The 18,348-nt window shown below is 69.9% G+C and carries 18 protein-coding genes; 17 read left to right on the forward strand and 1 reads right to left on the reverse strand.

Annotated elements, in window-relative coordinates:
- Nucleotides 1-3 precede the first annotated feature (3 nt).
- Nucleotides 4-627, reverse strand: coding sequence for a TetR/AcrR family transcriptional regulator (locus HQN59_RS16805; protein WP_038200785.1), 624 nt, complete (start codon nt 625-627; stop codon nt 4-6).
- Nucleotides 628-863: 236 nt separating this feature from the next.
- Between HQN59_RS16805 and HQN59_RS16810 the strand changes: the two genes are divergently transcribed.
- From HQN59_RS16810 to HQN59_RS16890, 17 genes are all read left to right on the forward strand, one after another.
- Entirely contained in the window at nt 864-2,030 is a 1,167-nt protein-coding gene (locus HQN59_RS16810; RefSeq protein ID WP_176070282.1) for an acyl-CoA dehydrogenase family protein, read from the forward strand.
- Complete coding sequence (locus HQN59_RS16815) at nt 2,027-2,815, forward strand: enoyl-CoA hydratase-related protein (protein WP_176070283.1); 789 nt, start codon at nt 2,027-2,029, stop codon at nt 2,813-2,815. Before HQN59_RS16810 ends, HQN59_RS16815 begins: the two co-directional genes overlap by 4 nt.
- Before the next feature lie 16 nt (nt 2,816-2,831).
- Nucleotides 2,832-3,809 (forward strand): hydroxymethylglutaryl-CoA lyase, encoded by a 978-nt coding sequence (locus HQN59_RS16820; protein WP_176070284.1) that lies wholly within the window; start codon nt 2,832-2,834, stop codon nt 3,807-3,809.
- A gap of 112 nt (nt 3,810-3,921) precedes the next feature.
- A complete protein-coding gene (locus tag HQN59_RS16825; protein ID WP_176070285.1) occupies nt 3,922-5,088 on the forward strand; it encodes an MFS transporter in 1,167 nt (388 codons plus the stop codon).
- Between the two features lie 123 nt (nt 5,089-5,211).
- Complete coding sequence (locus HQN59_RS16830) at nt 5,212-6,801, forward strand: acyl-CoA carboxylase subunit beta (RefSeq protein WP_176070286.1); 1,590 nt, start codon at nt 5,212-5,214, stop codon at nt 6,799-6,801.
- Nucleotides 6,802-6,811: 10 nt separating this feature from the next.
- Nucleotides 6,812-7,609, forward strand: coding sequence for a crotonase/enoyl-CoA hydratase family protein (locus HQN59_RS16835; protein ID WP_217704190.1), 798 nt, complete (start codon nt 6,812-6,814; stop codon nt 7,607-7,609).
- Nucleotides 7,610-7,619: 10 nt separating this feature from the next.
- The gene (locus HQN59_RS16840; protein ID WP_176070287.1) at nt 7,620-9,641 is read left to right on the forward strand and encodes an acetyl/propionyl/methylcrotonyl-CoA carboxylase subunit alpha; all 2,022 of its coding nucleotides are present in this window, start codon (nt 7,620-7,622) and stop codon (nt 9,639-9,641) included.
- A complete protein-coding gene (locus HQN59_RS16845; RefSeq protein ID WP_176070288.1) occupies nt 9,638-10,795 on the forward strand; it encodes an acyl-CoA dehydrogenase family protein in 1,158 nt (385 codons plus the stop codon). Before HQN59_RS16840 ends, HQN59_RS16845 begins: the two co-directional genes overlap by 4 nt.
- Nucleotides 10,796-10,833: 38 nt before the next feature.
- On the forward strand, nt 10,834-11,325 hold the full coding sequence (locus HQN59_RS16850) for a PaaI family thioesterase (protein ID WP_176070289.1): 492 nt from the start codon (nt 10,834-10,836) through the stop codon (nt 11,323-11,325).
- Complete coding sequence (locus HQN59_RS16855) at nt 11,322-11,780, forward strand: PaaI family thioesterase (RefSeq protein ID WP_038200774.1); 459 nt, start codon at nt 11,322-11,324, stop codon at nt 11,778-11,780. Before HQN59_RS16850 ends, HQN59_RS16855 begins: the two co-directional genes overlap by 4 nt.
- A complete protein-coding gene (locus HQN59_RS16860; RefSeq protein WP_176070290.1) occupies nt 11,777-12,664 on the forward strand; it encodes an SDR family oxidoreductase in 888 nt (295 codons plus the stop codon). Before HQN59_RS16855 ends, HQN59_RS16860 begins: the two co-directional genes overlap by 4 nt.
- A 32-nt stretch (nt 12,665-12,696) precedes the next feature.
- Nucleotides 12,697-13,188, forward strand: a complete 492-nt coding sequence (locus HQN59_RS16865; RefSeq protein ID WP_176070291.1) for a MaoC family dehydratase — start codon at nt 12,697-12,699, stop codon at nt 13,186-13,188.
- 10 nt (nt 13,189-13,198) lie between these two features.
- Entirely contained in the window at nt 13,199-13,987 is a 789-nt protein-coding gene (locus HQN59_RS16870) for an SDR family NAD(P)-dependent oxidoreductase (RefSeq protein WP_176070292.1), read from the forward strand.
- Nucleotides 13,988-13,997: 10 nt separating this feature from the next.
- Nucleotides 13,998-15,155, forward strand: coding sequence for an acyl-CoA dehydrogenase family protein (locus HQN59_RS16875; RefSeq protein WP_176070293.1), 1,158 nt, complete (start codon nt 13,998-14,000; stop codon nt 15,153-15,155).
- Nucleotides 15,156-15,308: 153 nt separating this feature from the next.
- Nucleotides 15,309-16,079: an enoyl-CoA hydratase/isomerase family protein gene (locus HQN59_RS16880; RefSeq protein ID WP_176070294.1), complete on the forward strand. Its 771-nt coding sequence runs from the start codon at nt 15,309-15,311 to the stop codon at nt 16,077-16,079.
- A gap of 20 nt (nt 16,080-16,099) precedes the next feature.
- Nucleotides 16,100-17,272: an acyl-CoA dehydrogenase family protein gene (locus tag HQN59_RS16885; protein WP_176070295.1), complete on the forward strand. Its 1,173-nt coding sequence runs from the start codon at nt 16,100-16,102 to the stop codon at nt 17,270-17,272.
- A 33-nt stretch (nt 17,273-17,305) separates the two neighbouring features.
- Nucleotides 17,306-18,346 carry an MBL fold metallo-hydrolase gene (locus HQN59_RS16890; RefSeq protein ID WP_246294980.1) on the forward strand — a complete coding sequence of 347 codons (1,041 nt, stop codon included), beginning with the start codon at nt 17,306-17,308 and terminating at the stop codon, nt 18,344-18,346.
- Nucleotides 18,347-18,348 lie beyond the last annotated feature (2 nt).

The following is an 18,348-nucleotide window of genomic DNA, read 5'->3' on the forward strand; positions in this document are numbered from 1 at the left end:
GGGCTACTCCTTCACGAAGGTGCCGTCGAACACGATCGTGGTGATCTGTTCGACGAAGTCGTCGAAGGAACCCTTCTGCGGGTTGTACCACTCGACCGTCCAGTTCAGCGCGCCGATCACGAACAGGCGGGCAATGGTGGCCCCGATGTCGCGGCGCAACTCGCCCCGCTGCAACGCTTCGTCGAGCAGCGCGTCCCAGTAGTCGGCGTAGTCGCGCCGCACCTTGCGGTGGCGGTTCTTCGCCGCCGGTGGAATCTGGCCGTAGATGCGGATGTTGGCCGACGTGAAGTCGCCGTGGTGCAGCAGGCCCCAGAGGTGCCCCTCGATGGCCGCGGCCACCTTCTTGCGCGCGGTGGCACCCTGGGGCAGGGCCTCCACCCGCTCGCGCACCGCCTTGGCGACCGCGAGAATGCCCTTGTCCAGCACCTCGCCCAGGATCTGCTCCTTCGACTCGAAGTGGTAGTAGATGCTGCCGGCCTTGATGCCCGCCGCGTCAGCCACTTCGCGCAGCGTCGTCGCCGCGTAGCCGTGGTGGCGAAACAGCCGCGATGCCTCGAGCAGGATGCGCTCGCGCGTGGCGGTGTCGACTTCCGCGCTTGCGGTGCCTTCACGAGTCTTGGTGGCCATGATTCGAACGTTGGGCAGGTTACAAACGAAGCAGGCATTCTAGCGGCGCAAGCGGCGACGCCTTTCTCTGGGTGTGCGGCTAACTAACGTCTGTTCGACAATGCTATCATGGCGCTTGAGTCCTGCCAATCGGGGGCGCAAGGCACGCGCCAGCGCGCAAGTGCGCGGCGCCTGCGTCCCCTCCCCGATTGGCAGGTTGGCGCCAGTCCATCGATCACAGCCCTCAGGAGTTCCGCATGCTGCTCAACGAAGACCAGATCGCGCTGCGCGACGTCGCCCGCCGCTTTGCCCGCGAAAAGCTCAAGCCCCGTTACCAGGCGCGCGAAGCCGAGTCCGGCTTCGACCGTGGGCTGATGAAGGAGATCGGTGCGCTCGGGCTGATCGGAGTGGACCTGCCGGAGGAGTACGGGGGCCTCGGGCTGAGCGGTGTCACCTCGGGCGTCATCACCGAGGAGATGGCGTACGGCGACTTCAACATCAGTTACCTGCAGCTGCTCGGCTCGCTGATGGGCGCCATCGTCCACCGCAACGCCAACCCCGAGCTGGCGCGCCACTGGAACTCCAGGCTCGTTGCCGGGGAGGCCATCATCGGCCTCGGGCTGACGGAACCACGCGGCGGCTCCGACGCCGCCAACCTGCAACTCAAGGCCAAGCGCGACGGCAAGCACTTCGTGCTGTCGGGCGAGAAGACCTCGATCACCTTCGCCGACCAGTGCGACGCGATGATCCTGTTCGCCCGCACCGGCGCCGCCGACGCGGGCGCGCGCGGCATCAGTGCCTTCCTGGTGCCGATGGACCTGCCTGGCATCCAACGCACGCGCTTCAACGACGTGGGCAGCAAGATCATCGGCCGTGGCTCGGTGTTCTTCGACGAGGTGCGCGTCCCGGCCGAGAACATGATGGGCGCCGAGGGCAAGGGCTTCACGCAGGTGATGCAGGGCTTCGACTTCAGCCGCATCCTGATCGCACTGCAGTGCCTGGGCGCGGCGCAGGCCTCGATCGACGAGACCTGGGCGTACGTGAAGGAGCGCCAGGCGATGGGCGCGCCGCTGGTGCAGTACCAGGGCGTGTCGTTCCCGATCGTCGAGTTTGAGACCCTGATCGCGGCGTGTCGCCAGCTGAGCTATCACGCGCTGGCGCTGCGCGATGCCGGGCAGCCGCACACCGCCGAGGCGGCGATGGTCAAGTGGATGGGCCCCAAGACCTCGTTCGACGCCATCCACCAGTGCATCCTGACCTTCGGCCACTACGGCTGGAGCATGGACCTGCCGCACCAGCAGCGCCTGCGCGACGTGATGGGCCTGGAGATCGGCGACGGCACCGCGCAGGTGATGAAGCTCATCGTCGCGCGCGAGCGCGCTGGGCGCATGGCGGTGCAGTACGCGGCGGAGAACCGCAAGTGAGCGGCGCCAGCCCGGTATGGGTAGGCCGCGACGGCGCGGTGGGTGTCATCGAGCTGGCGCGGCCCGACAAGTTCAATTGCCTGTCGTTGTCGGTTCATGGCGCGATTGCGGCCGCGCTCGACGAGTTCGAGGCGCCGGGTTCGGGGGTCCGGGCGGTGCTCATTCGCGCCCAGGGCAAGCACTTCTGCACCGGCGCCGACCTCGATGAAGTGAAGCGCCTGCGAAGCCACCCCGCCGATATCGAGCACTTCATCCGCTACGGTCACGTGGTGTTGCAGCGCATGGAGGAAAGCCCGTTGCCGGTGGTGGCCGCCTGCCAGGGCCTGGCACTGGCAGGCGGCAGCGAGCTGATGCTGGCCTGCGACGTGGTCTTCGCATCGAGCGACTTCAAGATCGGCGACCAGCACGCGCAATACGGCCTGGTGCCGGGCTGGGGCGGCTCGCAGCGGCTGCCACGCATCGTGGGCCTGCGACGCGCGCTCGACCTCTTCTACAGCGCACGCTGGATCGATGCGCCCACGGCGCTGGCCTGGGGCCTGGTGAACTACGTCGTCGAGCCCGACAAGCTGGCCGACGCCTCGATGGCCTACTGCACCCAGCTCGCCTCGCGCAGCCGCATCGGCCTGGCGACGATGAAGCGCCTGGCACGCCAGGGTCTCGATCGGCCGCTGAACGAAGGCCTCGAAATGGAGCAGGTGCAGATCTCGCGCGAACTGCTCAACGACGATGTCTCCGAGGGACTGGCCGCCTTCGAGGCGCGCCGGCCGCCGGTCTTCAAGGCCTGAACGAGGAGCCGCACCCATGTCCGACCTGCCGCGACGCGTCGAGTTCCACGAAGAGGGGCCGCGCGAAGGCTTCCAGATGGAGCAGGGGAGCTTTCCGCTGCACGATCGGCTGGCGCTGATCGACGCCCTGGCCGCTTCCGGCCTGAAGCAGGTGCAATGCGCCTCGTTTGTCAGCCCGCGCGCGGTGCCGCAGATGGCCGATTCGCCGGAACTCTTCGCCAGCCTGAAGAAGCGACCCGGCACGCGCTACACGGCGCTGTGGCTCAACGAGAACGGTTTCGAACGTGCGCGCGCCTGCGACAACGTCGACATCGACGGCAAGGTGGTGTTCTACGTCACCGAGCCCTTCTCCCGGCGCAACAACAACTGCAGCGTGGCCGAGAACCGTGAGCGCCAGCTGGCGTGGATCGACCGGTACATCGCACTCGGCATCCCCTTCGAGCAGGCCTACGTCGTCACCGCCTTCGGCTGCAATCTCGGCGGGCCGGTGCCGCTGTCGGCCGTGACCGACGTGGTGCGCTGGCTGAAGGACACCTGCGCCGACCGCCGCATCCCGTTCCCGGCCTTCTACCTCGCCGACACGATGGGCTGGGCCAACCCCGAGGAGATCAAGCGCCGCATTGGCGCCGTGCGCGAGCTGGTGCCCCAGGCCCGTATCGGCCTGCACCTGCACGACACCCGCGGCGTGGGCGGTGCCAACGTGTACGCCGCGCTGCAGATGGGAGTGGAGCTGTTCGACGGTTCGGTGGCGGGTCTCGGCGGCTGCCCCTTCGCGGGCCACAAGCATGGCGGCGCGGCCGGCAACATCTGCACCGAGGACATGGCCTTCATGTGCGAGGAGATGGGCATCGAGACGGGGCTCGACCTCGAACAGCTCGTCGAGGCCGCGCGTCTGGCCGAGCGCATCATCGGCCGCCCGCTGAATGGCCGCCTGATGCGCAGCGGCACACTGACCGCCATGCGCAGCGGAGCGCTTGCCGCCATCCGCAGCTGAGCCGCGCCACTCCATCGTGCACGGCGGGCCCGCCACCGGATCGCGCCCGCCGCCGGGCTCTCAGCCCGGGCCCCCCGAGCCAGCCGAGCCGTGGCTGGGCCCGCTGCTGGCGATGCTGGTGGTGCAGACGGCCGTCTCCTTCCTGTCGCGCATTCCGCCCACGCTGGCGCCGACCTTGGCGCCGCGCGTGGGCTGGCCGGCCGAGAGCGTGGGCTACCTGTCGTCGCTGATCACCGGCGGCTCCATCGTCGTGCTGCTGCTGGCCGCGCCGCTGCAGCGCCGGGCCGGCTCGATGCGCACGCTGCAGATCGGCGTGGCGCTGGGCGTCGCCGGCACGCTGCTCAGTGCGCTGCCCTCGGCGCTGGCGCTGGTGGCCGGCTCGCTGCTCATCGGCCTGGCGATCGGCCCGCCGTCCACGGCCGGCATGGACGTGCTGCAACGCTACGCGCCGCTGCGCCACCGCAACCTGCTGTTCTCTGTGAAGCAGGCCGGCGTGCCGCTGGGCGGCGTGGCCGCCGGGCTGCTGCTGCCGGGCGCCGTGCAGGGGCTGGGGCTGGAGGGCGCGTTCGTGGCTGCCGCCGCCCTGGGTGCTGCGGCGCTGTGGCTGGTGCAGCCCTGGCGCGAGCGGGTGGATGCGCTGCGCGACCGGTCGTTGCGCCTGCACTGGCGGCAGTTCGGTTCGATCGACGCCGTGCGGCGGCCGCTGGCGGTGTTGGCCGCGATGCCGGCGATGCGCCGCATGGGCGTCGCGGGTGCGTGCCTCGCAACGGGGCAAAGCGCTTGGTTCGCCTTCCTCGTGACCTACCTCGTGTCGCGGCTGGGCTGGTCGCTGGTGGCGGCCGGCGCGCTGTTCGCGCTGATGCAGGTGCTCAGTGCGCTTGGCCGCCCGCTGGCGGGCTTCCTGTCCGACCGGCTCGGCGACGGCCTGCGCGTGTTGCGATGGATGGCGGCCGGCTCGGCCGGCACCACGCTGGTGTTCGCCTTCTGCACGCCGGCCTGGCCGGCCTGGGTGGTGGTCGCGCTCGCGGTGCTGGCCGGCCTGACGGTGGCCAGCTGGAACGGCATCCAGTTCGCCGAGGTGGCCCGCCTGGCGCCGCGCGAGTCGCTGGGCGAAGCGATGGCCGGCGCGACGCTGCTGCTGCTGGCCGCCTACGTGGCAGCGCCGGTGCTGTTCGGGCTGGTCCTGGCGGCCGGTGGTGGCTACCGCCTGGCCTTTGTGCTGATTGCCGGGCTGACCGGCGCGGCGCTGTGGCCGCTGCGTTCTCGAACGACTAACTAACGTCTGTTCGACCGATTGGATACACTGCATGCCCGGCCTGCTCTGCCCACAAGGGCGCCCGCCACCTTGAATGTGCCTGCTCCCCCTCAACCCGTCGATGCGGCGCCGCGTCGCCGTGTGCCCATGGCGGTGATCATGAGCCGCCTCGGCCCCGCGGCCGAGCCCGGCGCGGCCGACCACTCGCAGCGGCAGCTGGCTTTGCTGCGCGAGCGCCTGGCCTGGGTGGCCACCGGCGGGCGCGACGCCCACATCCAGCGCCATCGCGCGCGCGGCAAGCTGCTGGCGCGCGAGCGCATCGACCTGGCCTGCGACGACGCCACCGCCTTTCTCGAACTCTCGCCGCTGGCTGCCTGGGGCCAGTACGGCAACGAGGTGCCGGCGGCCGGCATCGTCACCGGCATCGGCATCGTCGCCGGCCAGCCCTGCATGTTTATCGCCAACGACGCCACGGTGAAGGGCGGCTCGTTCTTCCACGAGACGGTGAAGAAGCACCGCCGCGCGCAGGAGATCGCCTGGCGGCTGCGCCTGCCGGTGCTGTATCTGGTGGACTGCGGCGGCGCCTTCCTGCCCGAGCAGGATCGCGTGTTCCCGGACCGCGATCACTTCGGCAACAACTTCTTCAACCAGTGCCGTATGTCGCAGGACGGCGTGCCGCAGATCTCGGCCGTGTTCGGCGGCTGCACGGCGGGCGGCGCCTATATCCCGGCGCTGTCCGACGAGACGATCATGGTGCGCGGCAACGCGCGCATCCACCTCGGCGGTCCGTCGATCGTGAAGATCGCCATCAACGAGACCGTCGATGGCGAGACGCTCGGCGGCGCCGAGATGCACACTTTCGTCTCGGGCGTGAACGACCACCTGGCCGACGACGAACCGCAGGCGCTGGCGCGGCTGCGCGAGGTCGTCGCCAGCCTGCCGGCGGCGGCGCTGCCTGCGCCCCCGAACCCGCCGCGGCCGCCGCTGCACGACCCGGCCGAACTCGACACGCTCGTGCCCGCCGACCCGAAGCAACCCTACGACGCGCGCGAGATCATCGCCCGGCTCGTCGACGGCGGCGAGTGGCACGAGTTCAAGCCCGACTGGGGCGCCCAGCTCGTCACCGGCTTCGCCAGCATCCACGGCCATCCGGTGGGCATCCTCGGCAACAACGGGCCGCTGGTGGCCGAGGCGGCGCTCAAGGGCACGCACTTCATCGAACTGGCCAACCAGCGCGGCGTGCCGCTCTTGTTCCTGCAGAACATCGCCGGCTTCATGGTCGGCAGCGAGGCCGAGCGTGGCGGCATCGCCAAGCACAGCGCGAACATGGTCTACGCGGTGTCGTGTGCGCGCGTGCCCAAGCTCACGCTGATCGTCGGCGGATCGTATGGCGCCGGCAACTACGGCATGTGCGGGCGCGGCTTCGAGCCCGAGTTCCTGTTCGCCTGGCCGAGCGCGCAGGTGGCGACGATGAGCGCCGACATCGCCAGCAACGTGATGTTGGAACTCGCGCGCTCCAACCTGCGCGGTCCGGCTGACGAGGCGCGCCTGGCCGAGACCGAGCGTGCGGTGCGCGAGCAGTACCAGCGCCAGTCCGACCCCTACTACGCCACCTCGCGCCTGTGGGACGACGGGCTGATCGCGCCTTCGGCCTCGCGCGACGTGCTGGGCCTGGCGCTGGCCCTGTGCACCCGGCGCCCGCTGCCGCGCACTGCAACCCCCGTTTACCGCATGTGAGCTCAGACACATGAACATTCCCGCTTTCGAAACCCTGCTGCTCAGCGTCGACGCGCGCAACGTCGCCACGCTGACGCTCAATCGCCCCGCCACCCACAACGCGCTGAACGCCACGCTCATTGCCGAGCTGAAGCGGGCCGCCGACTGGCTGACGGGCCAGAGCAGCCTGCGCGCCGTGGTGCTCACCGGCGCCGGCGCCAGCTTCTGCGCCGGTGGCGACCTCGGCTGGATGCAGCAGAACATGAAGAAGTCGCGCGCCGAGCGCGTGGCCGAGAGCTTCGAGCTGGCGCTGATGCTGCGCGCGCTGAACGAGTTGCCGATGCCGCTGATCGGCCGCATCAACGGGCCGGCCTATGGCGGTGGCGTGGGCATGATCTCGGTGTGCGACGTGTCGGTGGCGGTGGACACCGGCGTCTACTGTCTGACCGAGGTGCGCCTGGGCCTGCTGCCGGCCAACATCGCGCCCTATGTCGTTGCGCGCATGGGCGAGGCCAACGCGCGCCGCACCTTCCTCACCGCCAAGCGCATGAATGCCGCCGAGGCGCGGCGGCTCGGCCTCGTCTCCGAGGTGGTGGGCGCCGAGCAGCTCGACGCCGCCGTCGAACGAGAGCTCGCCGAGCTGCTGCAGTGTGCGCCGGGCGCGGTGGCGGCGACCAAGAAGCTCGTGTCCTACGTCGACAGCCACGACCTGCCCACGAGCATGATCTACGCCGCCGACAAGCTGGCCGACGCCTGGGAGACCGAAGAAGGCCGCGAGGGCATCGCAGCCTTCTTCGCCAAGCGGGCGCCGGCCTGGCGGCAGGGCTGAGCGAGGGGCGATGTTCGACACCCTGCTCATCGCCAACCGCGGCGAGATCGCCTGCCGCATTGCGCGCACCGCGCGCCGGCTGGGCCTGCGCAGTGTGGCCGTGTACTCCGACGCCGACCGCGGCGCGCGCCATGTGGCCGAGTGTGATGCCGCGGTGCGCATCGGCCCGACCGAGGCCGCGCGCAGCTACCTCGATGCGGCCACCATCGTGGCCGCCGCCCAGGCCAGCGGCGCGCAGGCGGTGCACCCCGGCTACGGCTTCCTCTCCGAGAGCCCGGCGCTGATCGAGGCCTGCGAGGCGGCGGGTATCGCCTTCGTCGGCCCCTCGCGCGAGGCGATCCGGCGCATGGGCTCGAAGATCGAATCCAAGCGCATCGCCATCGAACACGGCGTGCCGGTGGTGCCGGGCTACCACGAAGACGACCAGGCCGACGCCGTGCTGGCCGAGGCCGCGGCGCGCATCGGCTGGCCGGTGCTGATCAAGGCCTCGGCCGGCGGCGGTGGCAAGGGCATGCGCGTGGTGCGCGCGGCAGCCGACTTCGCCGCCGCGCTGGCCACCGTGCGCCGCGAGGCCAGGGCTGCGTTCGGCGACGAGCGCGTGCTGCTCGAAAGCTACCTCGCCGAGCCGCGCCACCTCGAAGTGCAACTGCTGGGCGACCGGCACGGCCACCTGGTGCACCTTTTCGAGCGCGAATGCTCGATTCAGCGCAACCACCAGAAGGTGATCGAGGAGGCGCCGGCCGCCCACCTGAGCGATGGGCACCGCGAGGCGCTGTACCGCCACGCGCTGGCGGTCGGCCGCGCCATCGGCTACCACTCGGCCGGCACGGTGGAGTTCATCCACGACGCGGCCAGCGGCGACACCTTCTTCCTCGAGATGAACACGCGGCTTCAGGTCGAGCACCCGGTGACCGAGGCCACCGTCGGCATCGACCTCGTCGAGTGGCAGCTGCGCGTGGCCGCGGGCGAGCCGCTGGCGTTCACGCAGCAGCAGCTGGCGCGCCGCGGCTGGGCCATCGAGGCGCGCGTCTGCGCCGAAGACCCGGCGGCCGGCTTCACGCCCGAGGTGGGCACCGTGCTCGTCAGCGACGAGCCGGCGGGCGAGGGCGTGCGCGTCGACAGCGGGCTGCGCGTCGGCAGCGCGGTCACGCCGCACTACGACTCGATGCTCGCCAAGGTCATTGCCTTCGGCGACACGCGCGACCAGGCCGTGCGGCGATTGAGCACCGCGCTGGGCGCCTACCGGCTGCTGGGCGTGCGCAGCAATCTCGTCTTCCTGGCCGACCTGGTTCGTGCGCCAGCCTTTGCGGCGAGCCTCACCACACACTACATCGAGCGCACCTTTGCCGGCGGCTGGGCACCGCGCGACGACGCCGGGCGCGCGCTGGCCCTGGCGGCGCTGGGCTGTGTGCTGGCGGCTGCGGCCCCGGCGACTGCCTCGCCGTGGCAGGCTCTGGGCGCCTGGCGTCTGCTGGGCGATGCGGCTCCGGGCAGCGTGCTCGTGCTGCTGGAGGATGCGCAACGCACCGTGCACCGGCTGCGTGTGCGGGCCGACGGTGCGCGCTGGTGCGTCGAATCGAGCGACGGGCCGCGCGTCGTCGCCCTCGTCGTCTCGGCCCAGCTCGACGGCCAGCGGCTGGAAATCGAAAGCGGCGGCGTGAGCGAAGCGTTCACCTTCGTCGCCGCTCGCGACGGCGGTTCCGAACGTGTGTGGCTGCATGGCGCTCATGGCATCCACGCCTTCACGTGGGTGGACCGCACGGCGCATGCGCTGGCCGGCACGGCGGCCGCCAAGGCGGCTGCCGGCAACACGCTGCGCGCGCCCATGCCCGGGCTGGTGTCGGCAGTGCCGACGACGGTGGGCGCACGCGTGCGGGCCGGCGAGGCCTTGCTGATCATCGAGGCGATGAAGATGATGCACACGCTGGTGGCACCCGCCGATGGCATGGTGGTGGAGCTGCGCTGCCGCGTCGGCGAGTCCGTGCGCGGCGGAGATATCTTGTTGACCATCGAATCCGAAGCCAAGACATGAACGAGCCCATCTACTTCACCGACGAGCACCGCCAGTTCCGCGACAACCTGCGCCGCTTCGTGCAGCAGGAGATCGTGCCCCAGGCCGGCGCCTGGGAAGAAGCGGGCATGGTGCCGCGCGAGGTGCTGCGGCAGATGGGCAGCTTGGGCTTCCTGGGCATCCGCTACCCGGAACAGTACGGCGGCTCGGCGCTCGACACCGTGTACAGCGCGATCCTCGCCGAAGAACTCGGCCGCTCGACCTTCGGTGGCTTCGCGGTCACGGTGACCGTGCACACCGACATGGCCTCGCCGCACCTGGCCAATTTCGGCACGCCCGAGCAACTCGCGCGCTGGCTGCCCGCGTTGATCAAGGGCGAGAAGGTCTGCGCGGTGGCGGTGACCGAGCCCGACGCCGGTTCCGACGTGGCCGGCATCCGCACCCGCGCGCTTCGTGAGCGTTCAGGCGACGGCGATCACTGGGTGATCAACGGCAGCAAGATGTTCATCACCAACGGTGTGCATGGCGATCTGTATTTCGTGGGCGCAAAGACGGACCTCGAAGCCAAGGGCTCGCGCGGCATCTCGATCTTTGCCGTCGAAAAGGGGACGCCAGGCTTTCGGGTGGGCCGCGCACTGAACAAAAGCGGCTGGCTGTGCAGCGACACGGCCGAACTCGTGTTCGAGAACTGCCGCGTTCCCGCCGCCAACCTGATCGGAGAGGAGAACAAGGGCTTCTATCAGATCATGCGCAACTTCCAGAACGAGCGCATGGTGCTGGGCGCGGCCTGCGTGGGCGAAGCCTCGCGCGCCATCGAGCTGACGCTGGCCTACGTTCGCGAGCGCAAGGCCTTCGGCGCCACGCTGTGGGACAAGCAGGCGATCCGCCAGCGCCTGGCGGCGCGCGCCGCGCAGGTGGAAGCGGCCCGCGCGCTGGTCTACCACGCCGCCTGGCTCGATGCGCAGGGCCAGGAGTGCGTCAAGGAGGTGTCGATGGTGAAGGCGCTGTGCGGCGAGCTCGTCAACGAGGTGCTCTACGACTGCCAGCAGTTCCACGGCGGCTTCGGCTACATGCGCGAGGCAGCGATCGAGCGCATGGTGCGCGATGCGCGTGTCGAGGCCATCGGCGGCGGCGCCACCGAGGTCATGCTCGAGGAAGTGGCCAAGCGGATGTGAGGGGCGCGAGCGCGCACCCGTTGAAGGAGAGGAATCGGATGTCGAATGTCGAAAGCGATCAGTCGGACAAGGTCCGCAAATGGCAGCAGATCACCGTGATCTCGCCCTACAGCCGCGAGCTGGGGCTGCGGTTGCACGGGGTCGAGCCTGGCTGGTGCGTCATCAAGGTGCTGCCTGACGAGCGCTTGGTTGGCAATCCGGCCACCGGGGTGGTGCATGGTGGCGTGATCACGGCGCTGCTGGACAGCTGCTACGGCCTGGCGATCTTCGTGAAGCTGGACAAGCTGCGTCCCATGGCCACGCTCGACCTGCGAATCGACTACCTGAAGCCGGCCACGCCGGGGCGCGAGATCTTCGGTGGCGCCGTTTGCTACAAGCTTGGACACGAGCTGGCCTTCGTGCGCGGCGCGGCCTACCACGACAGCCCCGACGACCCGATTGCCACCTCATCGGCAATCTTCATGTTCACCGACGGGCCGGTCATCGCGCTGGATGACGCACTGAAGCTGCTGGAAGGATTCAAGCCATGACGATCGAAGCCATCGTCGCTGCGGCGCGCGCCAGCCGCGACTGGGCGCCGCTGCTGGGGCTGGTGCCGTACGCACAGTTCCTTGGCATGCGCCTGGACATCCGCGGCGACCAGTTCAGCGCTTGCATGCCCTTCGACAAGAAGCTCATCGGCAACCCCGCGTTGCCGGCGCTGCATGGCGGCGCTACCGGCGGCTTCCTCGAGAGCGCGGGCCTGTTCTACCTGCTGTGGGACAGGGACAGCGTCGAGCTGCCCCGGACCATCAACTTCACCTTCGAGTTCCTGCGCTCCGGCCGCCCGGTGGACACCTACGCCAGTGTGTTCATGGTCAAGCAGGGGCAGCGCGTTGCGCACCTGCGCATCGAGGCCTGGCAGTCCAGCCCCGACAAACCCATCGCCATCGGGCACGGCAACTTCATGGTCAAGCCCGGCGCCCAACCGAAGGAAGCATCTTGAGCACCAGCGCCTATCGTTCCATCTACAAGACCGGGCTGTTCGCCGGGCAGACCGTCATCGTCACCGGTGGCGGCAGCGGCATCGGCCGCTGCATCGCGCACGAGCTGGCCAGCCTGGGCGCCGCGCTCGCGCTGGTCGGCCGCAAGCTGGAGAAGCTCGAAGCCGTGCAGGCCGAGATCGCCTCTGCGGTGCCGGCCGCCAAGGTGACGCTGCATTCCTGCGACATCCGCGACGAGGCCGGCGTCAAGCAGATGGTGACCGACGTGCTGGCCGCGCACGGCCGCATCGACGGCCTCGTCAACAACGCCGGCGGCCAGTACCCGCAGCCTGTGCGCGACATCTCGCTCAAGGGCTGGGATGCGGTGGTGCGCAACAACCTGCACGGCGGCTTCCTCGTCTCGCGCGAGGCCTACACGCAGTGGATGGAGGGCCATGGCGGCGCCATCGTCAACATCATCGCCGACATGTGGATGGGCATGCCCGGCATGGCACACAGCGGCGCCGCGCGCGCCGGCATGCTGTCGTTCACCGAGACGGCGGCCTGCGAATGGGGCCACGCGGGTGTCCGCGTCAACGCGGTGGCGCCCGGTTTCGTGGCGAGCAGCGGCTTCGACACCTACGGCCCCGAAATGAAGGCCAAGTTCCGCAGCCTGATGAAGGCCGCGCCGCTGCAGCGCTACGGCGCCGAGGCCGAGGTGTCGTCGGCCGTCGTCTACCTGCTGTCCGAAGGGGCGGCCTACATCACTGGCTCGTTCATTCGCGTCGACGGCGGCGTGCCCAACGCGCGCCAGACCTGGAAGCTCGAGGAGCACAGCCGCAACCAGCCCTATGAAGGCTTCCCGCTGGCGAAGATGCCCGAGTGCCTGAAGCCAGGTGCGCCCTGAAGCCCCCCGCCCGCCATCCCCCGGAGATCCACATGCCCACCGAAGCCCCCGCCGGCGTGCGCAGCGTTCCGTTCCGCACGCACAACCGCACCATCACCGAGTCCGACATCGTCACCTTCGTCAACGTGGTCGGGCTGCACGAGCCCTTCTTCATCGACATGGAGTACATCCGCAACAACATGTCGGGCAAGCACCGCAACCGCTTTGCGCCGGGGCCGATGATCATCTCAGTGGGCATGGGGCTGCTGGCGCCGACGGTGGCCGGCGTCATCGACCAGGTGCTCGAAGGCCGGGAGCACGGCCCCTTCGGCGGCATGACCGGCGTGCAGGCGCGCGTCAAGGGCGCGCTGTTTCCCGACGACACGATCCATGTCGAAGGCGAGGCCTGGCTGCGCCCGCCGACATCGCGGGGCTACACCTTGATGGACCTGCGCCACCGCGTCGTCAACCAGCACGGCGAAGTGCTGGTCGACTTCACCGAGACGATCACCTTCCTTCCCACGGGCGCGGTCGAGTCCGAGTGAGGCTGCCGCGATGAGCCGCCGCTTCGAAGGCCGCGTGGCGATCGTCACCGCGGCCGGTTCGGGCATCGGGGCCGCCACCGCGAAGAGGTTGGCCGCCGAGGGCGCGCTGCTCGTCGTCGCCGATCTCAGCGGGACGCGCGCCCGCGCCACCGCCGACGTCATCGAAGCCGCAGGCAGCGAGGTCGCCTGGCTCAAGATGGACGCCGCCGAGCCACCCGCCGTCGAGGCCACCGTCGCACTCGCGCTGAGCCGCTGGGGCCGGCTCGACGTGCTCGTCAACAACGCCGGCTACGGCGAGCCCGCGCTGCTGTGCGACACCAGCATCGAGTCGTGGAACCGCACGCTCGCGGTCACGCTCACCAGCGTGTTCCTCGGCCTGAAGCACGCGCTGCCGGTGATGCGCCGGCAGGGCCGCGGCGCGGTGGTCAACACGGCCTCGGTGTCGGGCATCGCCGGCGACATCGGCATGCCGGCGTACAACGCGGCCAAGGCCGGCGTCGTGAACCTCACGCGCGCCGCGGCGCTGGAGTGCGCCGGGCAGGGCATCCGCGTCAACTGCGTCTGCCCGGGCGGCATCGACACGCGGGTGACGCAGATCCTGGCTGGCGACCGCGCCGACGAGCTGCGTCGCACGATGGCCGCCGTGCACCCGCTGCAGCGCATGGGCAGCGCCGAGGAGATCGCCGCAGCGATCGCCTTCCTGGCCTCCGATGAGGCCTCCTTCATCACCGGGGCGGCGCTGGTGGCCGACGGCGGGCTCACGGCAGCGACCGGGCTGCCGCCCTACGTTGCGCAGTAAGGAGTAAGCCATGCCGATCGACTTCTCGTTCAGCGAAGAGCAGAACCTGCTGCGAGACAGCGTGCGCGCGATGCTCGACCGCATCGCCACACCCGAGTACATCCGCCGCTGCGACCAGGAGCCGCGCTACCCGAGCGAGCTGTACGACGCCTACGTCGAGATGGGTCTGCTTCGCATGCCGTTCCCCGAGTCGGTGGGCGGCCTGGGCGGCAGCGTGATCGACTTTGCCGTCATCGCCGAGGAACTCGGCCGCAAGAGCTACGACTTCCTCGGCGCCTACGGCACCTGTGTGTTCAACGGCCTGAACATCCTGCACAACGGTACCGAGGCGCAGCGCCAGCACTGGCTGCCGCGGCTGCTGGACGGCCGCATCAAGATGTCGATCTCGATGACCGAGCCGGGCGCCGGCTCCGACGCCGGCGCGATGCGCACCAGCGCGCGGCGCGACGGCGAGCACTGGGTCATCAACGGCCAGAAGGTGTTTTCGACCGGCGCCGGCGCCGAGCGCAACGTCATCAACCTGTATGCGCGCAGCAAGCCCGAGGGGCCGCACCAGGAAGCGCTGTCGCTGTTCCTCGTCGACAAGGACACGCCCGGCATCACGCTGCGCAAGCTCGATACGCTGGGGCGTCGTTCGCTCGGTACCTACGAGGTGTTCCTCGACAAGGTGCGGGTGCCGGCCGACCGGTTGGTGGGCGAGCCGCACAAGGCCTGGGGCTACATGCTCGCGGGCCTGCAGCTCGAGCGGCTGATGACGGCGGCCGGCTATGCCGGCGGCGCGCAGGCGGCGATGGACCTGGCGCTCGCCTACGCCAAGGAGCGCCAGCAGTTCGGTAAGCCGATCGGCAGCTTCCAGGCGATCGCCCACATGCTGGCCGACATGCAGACCGCAGTGGACGCGAGCCGCATGCTGCTGTGGCGCGCCGCCTGGCAGCTCGAACGCGGCGAAGACGCGCTGATGGCGATCTCGCAGGCCAAGCTGTTCGGCTCGGAGGCCTACGCGAACATCGCCAACCAGGGCATGCAGATCATGGGCGGCTACGGCTACATCATGGAGTTCGACATGCAGCGCCACTACCGCGACGCGCGCGCCACCACCATCACCGCGGGCACGTCGCAGATGCAGCGCAACCTGATCGCCGGGCTGATGGGCCTGAAGACGAAGTAGCAGCCCGAGTGAGAAGCGGCGCATGGGGTTCGACCGGAACGACGAGCAAGGCCAGCGGCGCCACGCGCGCAGGCGCCGACCCGCCGGTGGCACCGCACCGATGCAGAGCACCGCCGCCAGCCACATGGTCGACAGCCGCAGCAGGAGCACCCGATGACCGTCCGCGTCGAACGCGAGGGCGCGCTCGCCCTCGTCACCCTGGCCCGGCCCGAGCGGCTGAACGCGCTGACGCCGGAGATGATGGAGCAGCTCGCCGAGGCCACCACCACGTTGCAGCAGGACCGCGGCGTGCGCGCCGTGCTGCTGTGCGGCGAGGGCCGCGCGTTCTGCGCCGGCGCGGACGTGGGCACGATGAAGGGCCTGGACGTGCTGTCGGGCCGCCAGCGCATCCAGCGCGCGCACCGCGTCATCGCGGGCCTGGCGAACATGGACAAGCCGGTGATCGCCGCGGTGCGGGGCGCCGCGGTGGGCGTGGGCTGGAGCCTCGCCCTGGCCTGCGACCTGATCCTGGCCTCGGAGAACGCGAGCTTCAGCCTCGTGTTCAAGAAGATCGGTCTGGCGCCCGATGGCGCAGCCGCCTACTTCCTGACGCAGTACATCGGTGTGCTGCGAGCGCGCGAGCTGATGATGAGCGCGCGCAGGGTGCCGGCCGCCGAGGCGTGCGCGCTCGGCATGGTCAACGAGGTGCTGGCCGACGACCAGCTCGATGCGCGCGCGCTCGATTTCGCGCGCGAACTCGCCGAATCGGCCACCTTCGCGCTGGCGATGGGCAAGCGCATGTTCCGCGCCTCGATGCAGCCGAGCCTGGAAGCCTTTCTCGACCTCGAGGCGCACGTGCAGGGCCTGGTGCTGCAGAGCGACGACCGCAAGGAGGGCGTGGCCGCCTTCCTGGCAAAGCGCAAGGCCAACTTCGTCGGCCATTGAACCGATCACGGAAGACGCCCATGTTCCAGCTCGACCCCGACCTCGAAGCCTTCCGCCAGGACATCCGCAAGACCGCCGAGCGCGCCTTCGCCGCCAAGGCCGCGTACTGGGACGAGAAGGAAGAGTTCCCAACCGAGAACCGCGACCTGCTCGCCAGGCTCGGCTACCTCGGCATGGTCATCCCCGAGGCCTACGGCGGCTCGGGCGCGCCGGTGATCCAGGGCACCATCCTGCTGGAGGAAGTGGCGCGCGTGTGCTTCAACACCGCGCTGGTGGCGCAGATCGCCATCAACGGGCCGTCGCGCGCCATTGCCATCATGGCCAGCGACGCGCAGAAGCAGCGCTGGCTGCCCGGCTGCGTCAGCGGCGAGCACAGCTTCGCCATCGGCATCAGCGAGCCTGGCGCCGGCTCGGCGATGACCGACATGGTGACCTCGGCCACGCCCGACGGCGACCACGTCTTGCTGCACGGGCAGAAGGCCTATTGCACCGGCGGCCACCTGGCCACGCACGTCTTCGTGTTCGCGCGCTGGGGCAAGACGCAGGGGCCCAAGGGCATCGGCGCGCTGGTGGTCGAGCGCGGCACCCCGGGCTTCGAGGTCGGCCACCCCGAGCAAAAGATGGGCGGGCGCGGCATGCCCGAAGTCGAGCTGTTCTTCGACCGCTGCCGCGTGCCGCGCGCCAACGTCATCATGGAAGGCGACCCGAACTCCACGCGCAGCTTCAAGCGCCTGATGAGTTCGTTTGGCCCCGAGCGCGTGGGCAACGCCGCCATGTGCCTGGGGGTGGCGCAGGCGGCCTACGAGGCGGCCAAGGCTTATTCGCAGCAGCGCGAGCAGTTCGGCCGCCCGATCTGCGAGTTCCAGGGACTGCAGTGGAAGATCGCCGACATGGCGGTGCAGATCCACGCCGCGCGGCTGATGATCTACCGCGCCGCGACCCACCTGGTGGACGGCTTCCCCGATCCGCTGGAAGCGGCGATGGCCAAGCTCTACGCCAACGAGATGGTCCAGCGCGTCACGAACGAGGCGCTGCAGGTGCACGGCCACGCCGGCTTCACGCGCGCGCTGCCGCTGGAGCGCATGGTGCGCGACTCGCGCGGCTTCGCGCTCGGCGGCGGCACCACCGAGATCCTGCGCAACACCATCGCGTCGATGGTGTACGGGCGCGCTTTCGAACAGCGGCGCGGCTGACGCTGAAACGATCCGGCAACCTCGGAGCCCCGCTTGGACAAGCCCACGCTCATCTACCCCTTCGAGACAGTGCCGGCGCCCGGCGTTGCGCTGCCGGTGGCACCCGGCGTAATGTGGCTCCGCATGCCCATGCCGATGCAGCTGAACCACATCAACCTGTGGGCGATCGAGGATGGCGGCAGCTGGACGGTGGTGGACACCGGCATGCGCACCGACGAGACGCTGGCCGCCTGGCGGCAACTGCTGGCCGCGGGCGACGACGGCCGGCGGATCGGCCGCGTCTTCGTCACCCACATGCATCCCGACCATGTCGGCATGGCCGGCTGGCTGACTCGGAAGTTCGACTGCCAGCTGTGGATGACCAAGACGGAGTACCTGAACTGCCGCGTGCTGGCGGCCGACACCGGCCGCGAGGCCCCAACCGACGCGATCCGCTTCTACCGTCGCGCCGGCTGGGGCGAAGCCGCGATCGAGGACTACCGCGCCCGCTTCGGCAAGTTCGGCCAGTTCATTCACGCGCTGCCCGACAGCTACCGCCGTATCCGCGACGGCGAGACGCTGCGCATCGGCGAGCATGACTGGCGCATCGTCGTCGGCAACGGCCACTCGCCCGAGCACGCCTGCCTGCATTGCCCTGAGTTGAAGCTGCTGATCAGCGGCGACCAGGTGCTGCCGCGCATCTCGTCGAACGTGTCGGTGTATCCCACCGAGCCTGAGGCCGATCCGATGTCCGACTGGCTGGCGTCGATCGAGAAGATCAAGGCCGAGGTACCGGACGACGTGCTGGTGCTGCCGGCGCACAACGAGCCCTTCCGCGGCCTGCATGCGCGGCTGGACTACCTGGCCCAGGGGCACCACCGCTCGCTGGCGCGGCTGCTGAAGACGCTGGACCAGCCCAGGCGCGTGATCGACGTGTTCGGTGCGCTGTTCGCACGCGCCATCGACCCCGCCGAGGGCAGCATGCAGCTCGGCCTGGCCAGCGGCGAGAGCATGGCCAGTCTGAACTACCTGCTCAACCGCGGCGAGCTGCGGCGCGAGTTCGACGCCGACGGCGTGGCCTGGTACCGCCGCTGAGG

Source organism: Rhizobacter koreensis (assembly GCF_013366375.1).
Lineage (GTDB): Bacteria > Pseudomonadota > Gammaproteobacteria > Burkholderiales > Burkholderiaceae_C > Schlegelella_A > Schlegelella_A koreensis.

Coding starts and splice junctions, on each gene's coding strand:
- HQN59_RS16805 (WP_038200785.1), bottom strand. CDS start 627: ATGGCCACCAAGACTCGTGAAGGCACCGCAAGCGCGGAAGTCGACACC.
- HQN59_RS16810 (WP_176070282.1), top strand. CDS start 864: ATGCTGCTCAACGAAGACCAGATCGCGCTGCGCGACGTCGCCCGCCGC.
- HQN59_RS16820 (WP_176070284.1), top strand. CDS start 2,832: ATGTCCGACCTGCCGCGACGCGTCGAGTTCCACGAAGAGGGGCCGCGC.
- HQN59_RS16825 (WP_176070285.1), top strand. CDS start 3,922: ATGCTGGTGGTGCAGACGGCCGTCTCCTTCCTGTCGCGCATTCCGCCC.
- HQN59_RS16830 (WP_176070286.1), top strand. CDS start 5,212: ATGGCGGTGATCATGAGCCGCCTCGGCCCCGCGGCCGAGCCCGGCGCG.
- HQN59_RS16835 (WP_217704190.1), top strand. CDS start 6,812: ATGAACATTCCCGCTTTCGAAACCCTGCTGCTCAGCGTCGACGCGCGC.
- HQN59_RS16840 (WP_176070287.1), top strand. CDS start 7,620: ATGTTCGACACCCTGCTCATCGCCAACCGCGGCGAGATCGCCTGCCGC.
- HQN59_RS16845 (WP_176070288.1), top strand. CDS start 9,638: ATGAACGAGCCCATCTACTTCACCGACGAGCACCGCCAGTTCCGCGAC.
- HQN59_RS16850 (WP_176070289.1), top strand. CDS start 10,834: ATGTCGAATGTCGAAAGCGATCAGTCGGACAAGGTCCGCAAATGGCAG.
- HQN59_RS16855 (WP_038200774.1), top strand. CDS start 11,322: ATGACGATCGAAGCCATCGTCGCTGCGGCGCGCGCCAGCCGCGACTGG.
- HQN59_RS16865 (WP_176070291.1), top strand. CDS start 12,697: ATGCCCACCGAAGCCCCCGCCGGCGTGCGCAGCGTTCCGTTCCGCACG.
- HQN59_RS16870 (WP_176070292.1), top strand. CDS start 13,199: ATGAGCCGCCGCTTCGAAGGCCGCGTGGCGATCGTCACCGCGGCCGGT.
- HQN59_RS16875 (WP_176070293.1), top strand. CDS start 13,998: ATGCCGATCGACTTCTCGTTCAGCGAAGAGCAGAACCTGCTGCGAGAC.
- HQN59_RS16880 (WP_176070294.1), top strand. CDS start 15,309: ATGACCGTCCGCGTCGAACGCGAGGGCGCGCTCGCCCTCGTCACCCTG.
- HQN59_RS16885 (WP_176070295.1), top strand. CDS start 16,100: ATGTTCCAGCTCGACCCCGACCTCGAAGCCTTCCGCCAGGACATCCGC.